Origin of the sequence: Demequina sp., from assembly GCF_016278765.1 — a bacterium.
In the GTDB taxonomy this organism is placed as follows: Bacteria; Actinomycetota; Actinomycetes; order Actinomycetales; family Demequinaceae; genus Demequina.
On the sequence record NZ_JADQBE010000071.1, the window covers coordinates 1 to 6608 of the forward strand.

At 67.3% G+C, this 6608-nt stretch carries 4 protein-coding genes; 3 read left to right on the forward strand and 1 reads right to left on the reverse strand.

Annotation, left to right across the window (positions count from 1 at the left end; genetic code table 11):
* On the forward strand, positions 1-849 hold an 849-nt coding region (locus QZZ29_RS11030), incomplete at its 5' end, for a DNA gyrase C-terminal beta-propeller domain-containing protein (RefSeq protein WP_291383258.1).
* A 444-nt stretch (positions 850-1293) separates the two neighbouring features.
* A complete protein-coding gene (locus QZZ29_RS11035; RefSeq protein ID WP_291383263.1) occupies positions 1294-2736 on the forward strand; it encodes a SulP family inorganic anion transporter in 1443 nt (480 codons plus the stop codon).
* A 113-nt stretch (positions 2737-2849) separates the two neighbouring features.
* On the opposite strand, the gene QZZ29_RS11040 is transcribed toward QZZ29_RS11035, so the two are convergent.
* On the reverse strand, positions 2850-5351 hold the full coding sequence (locus QZZ29_RS11040; protein ID WP_291383259.1) for an FAD-dependent oxidoreductase: 2502 nt from the start codon (positions 5349-5351) through the stop codon (positions 2850-2852).
* Positions 5352-5589: 238 nt separating this feature from the next.
* On the opposite strand from QZZ29_RS11040, the gene QZZ29_RS11045 reads away from it, so the two are divergent.
* Complete coding sequence (locus QZZ29_RS11045; protein WP_291383261.1) at positions 5590-6480, forward strand: DUF3566 domain-containing protein; 891 nt, start codon at positions 5590-5592, stop codon at positions 6478-6480.
* Positions 6481-6608: the final 128 nt, after the last annotated feature.

The window sequence follows — 6608 nt, forward strand, 5'->3', positions numbered from 1 at the left end:
CGTGACTCCAAGGGTCAGCACGTGGCCAACATGCTCGCGTTCCAGCCGGGCGAACAGATCGCGCAGGTGATGGATCTGCGTACCTACGAGGACAAGCCGTACCTGGTACTCGCCACCAAGCGCGGCCTGGTCAAGAAGACCGACCTCACCGCGTACGACTCACACCGCAGCGGCGGCCTCATTGCCATCAACCTGCGGGACGTGGAGGGCGACGACGGTGAGGTTCGGCCCGATGAGCTCGTGGCCGCGCGCCTCGTGGCGCCGGACGACCGGCTGATGCTGGTCAGCCGCAGAGGTCAGTCGCTCACCTTCGAGGCGACCGATGCGGCGCTGCGCCCCATGGGCCGTGCCACCTCGGGGGTCAAGGGCATGAGCTTTCGCGACGACGACGAGCTGCTCGCCATGGATGTTGTCACCGAGGGCGCCTTCTCGTTCGTGGTGACCGAGGGCGGCTACGCGAAGCGCACGTCGGTGGACGAGTACCGCGTTCAGGGCCGCGGCGGGCTGGGCATCAAGGTGGCGAAGCTGCAAGAAGAGCGCGGACACCTCGTGGGTGCGCTGTTGGTTGAGGAGTCCGACGAGGTGCTCGTCATCATGGGCGGCGGCAAGGTGGTGCGCTCCCTCGTCAATGAGGTGCCCGCGAAGGGCCGCGACACCATGGGAGTGATCTTCGCCAAACCGGGCAAGGACGACCGCATCATCGGCATTGCGCGCAACGTGGAACGTCACCTCGACGGTGACGAGCCGCTCGACGGCGAAGATGCAGAGGTCGTCGTCAAGCCCCACACCGCCACAACCGATCTTGGAGCGACCGAAGCCACGCAGCCCGCTGTGCCCGCGGAGGACTAACCTCGCGCCGCGGCAATGGCTGCGGCAATGGTTGAGGGCTCGCAACCCCATGGTGGCGGGCCCTCAGCATGTCGGTACGCCGAGCGCTACTGGCCGCAAGAGTTGATGTCCGCGAGAGCCCGGTCGACCCATCCGCTACCCTGGGGCCTGGCCATCGTTGGCCGCCCCCTGAACCTCGCGCGCGGGTCACCCCTGGGCGAATGTCCCCTGCCCGCACCGCTGCGCTCCCGTCCCGGAGCGCGACCAGGCACCAATGTCGAACCGGGTGCCACCGCGCCCACTGTAAGGAAACTCCCCATGGCTCCCCCCACTCGCGCCCAAGAGGCGGACATCAACTCACTGGTCACGGCCGGCATCGAGGAGCGCAGCCTCACCGGCGTGCCAGAAGTAACCAACGGCTTCGGAAAATTCTGGGCACCCCGCACGTGGCACCGCCAGGCGTGGATGAGCCCGCGAGTGGCGCGCACCGAGATCCTGTCCGGACTGGTGGTGGCGCTCGCGCTGATCCCCGAGGCGATCTCGTTCTCGATCATCGCCGGCGTGGACCCGCGCGTGGGACTGTTCGCGAGCTTCACCATGACCATCGCGATCTCCTTTCTGGGTGGGCGCCCCGCCATGATCAGCGCCGCCACCGCGGCCGTTGCGCTCGTGGTCGCTCCCCTCGCCCGCGACTACGGCCTCGACTACCTGATTGCCGCGGTCATTCTTGGCGGCATCATCCAGGTGGTGTTCGCCGTGCTCGGCGTGGCCAAGCTGATGCGTTTCATCCCGCGCTCAGTGATGGTCGGCTTTGTGAACGCCCTTGCCATCCTGATCTTCATGGCGCAAGTGCCACACCTGACCGACGCCTCGTGGATCGTGTTTCCCCTGGTCCTGGCCGCTCTGGCCATCATCACGTATCTGCCTCGTCTGACGTCGGCGGTGCCCGCCCCGCTGGTGGCGATCGTGCTCCTGACCATCGTCACCACGGCCTTCGCCATTGCCGTCCCCACCGTCGGTGACGAGGGCAAGCTTCCACAGGGCCTGCCGTCGCTGCTGTGGCCCGGCGTGCCGTTCAACCTGGAGACGTTGCGGACGGTGTTCCCGTTCGCACTCGGAGTTGCACTTGTCGGACTGCTCGAAAGCCTCCTCACCGCCAAGCTGGTGGACGACATCACCGACAGCCACTCGGACAAGACCCGCGAGGCGTGGGGACAGGGTGCCGCCAACATCATCACCGGCTTCTTTGGCGGCATGGGGGGCTGCGCGATGATCGGCCAGACCATGATCAACGTCAAGGCCGGCCGCGCGCGCACGCGCCTGTCCACCTTCATGGCGGGGGTGTTCCTGCTGGTGCTGATCCTCGCGCTGGGCGACGTGGTGGCCGCGATTCCGATGGCCGCGCTGGTGGCAGTGATGATCTACGTGGCGTGGGCGACGTTCGACTGGCACTCGATTCAGTTGTCCACGTTGCGTCGCATGCCAAAGTCGGAAACGAGCGTCATGGTCACGACCGTGCTCGTGGTCGTCTTCACGCACAACCTGGCGTACGGGGTGGTCGCGGGCGTCATCCTTGCGTCGGTTCTGTTTGCCCGCCGCGTGGCTCACCTCGCCAACGTCGAGGGTGGCCCCATCGAGGGCGATACCCGGGTCTACAAGGTGACCGGCGAGTTGTTCTTCGCAAGCTCCAATGACCTTTTCAGCCAGTTCGACTACTCGGGAGACCCCGGGAACGTCATCATCGACATGTCCGACTCCCACGTGTGGGACGCGTCGACCGTCGCGACCTTGGACAGCATCGTCTACAAGTACGAGCGGCACGGAAAGACGGTGAGTATCGACGGCCTCAACGAGGCGTCGCTCGCAATCCACGATCGGATGTCGGGGAACCTGGGCGCGGGGCACTAGCAGACTCCACCCCCGAGGACATGACGGAGCCCCGCGACCCCCATAGTCGCGGGGCTCCGTTCCCCCGGAAGGCGGCCTGTCCCTGCGGCCGCACTGAAGTCGACAAGGACTGGCTAGATGAAGAGCGTGGTCCCCGACTCCTGAGCCTCGCCCAGGAACGTTGCCACTCCGGCCAACTCGACACCCTCGAGCAGGTCGGACTTCGCCATGCCCAACAAGTCCATCGTCATGGTGCACCCGAGGAGGCGCGCTCCTCCTTGTTGCGCACCGGTGATCATGTCGGGCAGCGTCGGCACCTTGTGCTGCTTCATGACTCCCTTGATCATCGCGGTGCCCGCGCCCATCATGTGCATCTCGGACAAGGTCAGCTTGGTGGCGCCGCGCGGCATCATGGCGCCGAACATCTTGTCCATCATCTTCTTGTCGCGCTTGGGCGGGTCCGACTTGCGCAGTGCGTTGAGACCCCAGAACGTGAAGAACATCGACACCTCCTGGCCCATGGCCAGCGCGCCGTTGGCGATGATGAACGCGGCGATCTGCTTGTCCAGGTCTCCGGAGAACACCACCATCGACAGCTTGTTGCCGACGGGCTTGCCGCCGCTCATCGACATCGGGTGGACGCCGCCCTTGCGGAAGGTGGCCACGTAGCCGGGTCCCTTGGGTGTCATGTCGACCAACGTGTGGCCGTTCTTGGATGCCCACGCGGGAGCGTCGAGCGCGAAGCCGGGGTCTGACACCGTCACGCGAATCTCGTCGCCTGCGTTGGCGGCCTTCATGGCGCCCGCGAGGCGCATGATGGGACCGGGGCACGCGAGGCCCGTGCAGTCGAGGTCGGTCAGCTGACCGGTAGCGGCCGCGACGGCCGAGGCGACGGAGATCCGCTCGGCGTAGTTCTCCATCGGAGGCTGCGCCTCGGACTCGGACTTGTCCGTGTCGTGCACGTGCTTGAAGGTGGTCGAACCGCCGGACAGGGTGGCGACGTCGGTGAAGCCGTTCTGGACCAGAATGCGGTGGGCCAGGTAGGACCGGAAGCCGACCGCGCAGTACAGGCGGACCGGCTGGGCGCGGTCCCAGTCCTTGATGGCCTCGCGGAAGGTCGCGAGCGGAACGGATGCGGCGCCGGGCAGGTGCCAGATGCCGTATTCCTCGCTGGTGCGCACGTCCACGAGTCGCGCACCATCAAGCTTCTGGGGGAAGTCCTGGGCGTACCAGAGGCGCAAGTCGCCGCGCAGCACGTTCGATGCCACGAACCCGGCCATGTTGATCGGGTCCTTGGCGGAACCGAAGGGTGGAGCGTAGGCGAGTTCTTGCTCCTCGAGGTCGTAGACGGTGAGGCCGGCGCGGATGGCCATGGCGAACAGGTCCAGGCGCTTGTCCACGCCGTCGAATCCGCAGGCCTGCGCGCCGAGCACCGTGCCGTCGGTCGGGGAGAACAGCACCTTGACGTGCATCATGGCGGTGCCGGGGTAGTAGCCGGCGTGGCCGCTCGGGTGGATGTGAATGACCTTGTAGTCGACACCTGCGGTGTCCAACTGCCGCGCCGTGGCGCCCGTGCCACCCGCAACCATGTCGAACACCTTGACGATGCTGGTGCCCTGCGTGGACTTGTACTCCGTGGTGCGCCCGCAGATGTTCTCGGCGGCGACGCGCGCCTCGCGGTTGGCGGGTCCGGCCAGCGGGGCCAGATACTCGCCGGGAAGGACGGGGTGCGGGGTCTCGACGGCGTCGCCCGCCGCGTAGATGTTGGGGTCCGAGGTGCACATGTGGGTGTCGACCTTGATACCGCCGCGCTTGCCGAGCTCGAGACCCGCATCCTTGGCGAGCCCCACCGCCGGTCGCACGCCTGCGGCCAGGATCACCAGGTCGGCCGGAATGGTGATGCCCGAGTTGAGTTCGACGGTGACGCGTTCGGCGCCATCGGTGTCGGACAGCGGCTGGAAGGCCGCCGCCGCGGTGGACAGGTGCAGGCCGATGCCGCGGGCGGTGATGTGCTGCTCCACCGGGGCCGCGATCTCGTGATCGACGGGGGGCAGGATCTGGTCGGACAGTTCGACAACGTCAACCTTGACGCCGCGGTGGTGGAGATTCTCCGCCATTTCCAGGCCGATGTACCCGGCGCCCACCACCACAGCCCGCACGATGCCGCGCTTGCCGTCCTTCTGTGCGGCCAGGGCCGCATCCAGTCGCGACTTGATCTTGTCCATGTCGCCGATGCGTCGCAGCACCTCGACGGCGGGGTGGTCGATGCCGGGCAGCGGCGGGCGCAGGGCCTCGGCGCCCATGCACAGGGCCAGCTTGTCGTAGGACTCGGTGTACTCCCTGCCGCTGTCCACTTCACGGACGGTCACGGTCTTGGCCGTGCGGTCGATTGACAGCACCTCGCTGGCGATGCGCACGTCGATGTTGAGCGACTCGCGCAGGCTCTCGGGGGTCTGCAGCAGCAGGCGGTCGCGATCGGCGATGACCTCGCCCACGTGATAGGGCAAACCGCAGTTCGCGAACGAGACGTGGTGGCCCCTTTCAAGGACCACGATCTCGGCGGATTCGTCCAGCCTCCTTGCGCGTGCTGCGGTCGAAGCGCCTGCAGCCACACCTCCGACGACGACGAGCTTCATGACAATGCCTCCAGGGGTATCGATTCCCCTTCACAGTAGGGACACAGGGGGTCCGATCCGCGGGACTTAGGTCGCCGTCTAGGACCTTCTTGGTGCGGGAATCGCCCCCGGCGGCCCGGGACCTTTGGCGTAGGCGGGGAGCGCGCGGGGTCCCGAGCGCGTTGGCTTGGCGTGACCCCGAGCCCGTGCTCGGTTAGTCTTGGTGACACGTGCGCCCGTAGGGCCAGAAGGAGATTGCATGAACGCGGATGACCGCAACCGGGACAACGGCGGCCAGCCCTCGGTCCCGCCCGCTTCGGCCCAGGAACCGGTTCGCCGTGCAGGCGTGCTGCCACCCAGCGGCTCCGTGCCCCAGCGCACCGCCTTCCGGCCCGTCACCGGCGCGCAGCCGACCGGTCAGCAGCCCGCCGGGCCGCGTCCCGCTGGCATGCAACCCACCGGCGCGCAGCCGACCGGTCAGCAGCCCACGTCGCAGCACCCCACGACGGCGCCCACGCGCCCGGCGTCCTTCTCGCCCGCCGGTCCCGCGCAACCGGCCCCGCGTCCGGACGTGGCGCCTCGTCCCGACGCCGCGCCCGCTCGCCCCGCGCCGACAGCCACCACGGCAACCCCCGAAGCGCCCGAGGCCGAGAACCAGAGCGCGGTCGGTGCCGCTCAAGAGAAGCTGAAGTCCGTGACCGCAGGCCTGGGCCGGTTCACGACCGCGGCTAAGGACAAGGTGACCTCGTCTGAATCGACCCCCAAGTCCGCCCCGGTGGCTCAGGGTGCCCCGCGCAAGGTGCGGGTGCTACTGTCGCGCATCGACCCGTGGTCGGCGCTCAAGATCGGCTTCCTGCTGTCGATCGCCGCAGCCATCATGCTGGTGGTGGCCGTGCACGTGCTGTGGACGGCGCTCAACTCGATGGGCACGTTCGAGCTCATCCAGGAGTGGGTCTCAAAGCTGTTCACCAGGGACCAAGAGGTCAACATCCTGCAGTTCGTCGACTACAAGAAGGTGATCTCCGCCAGCCTGTTGGTGGCCGTCACCAACGTGGTGCTGATCTCCGGCCTGTCCGTGATCTCCGCCTTCTTGTACAACATGGTGTCGCGCATGGTCGGCGGCGTGTACCTCACGCTCACCGACGACTGATCCACGCGCCCAGCGGCATCCCCCGCGTTTTGATCCCCGCCCGCCCGTGGGGTATCTTTGTTCGTCGCGGCTCCGGCCGTTTCGGGCCCATAGCTCAGGCGGTTAGAGCGCTTCGCTGATAACGAAGA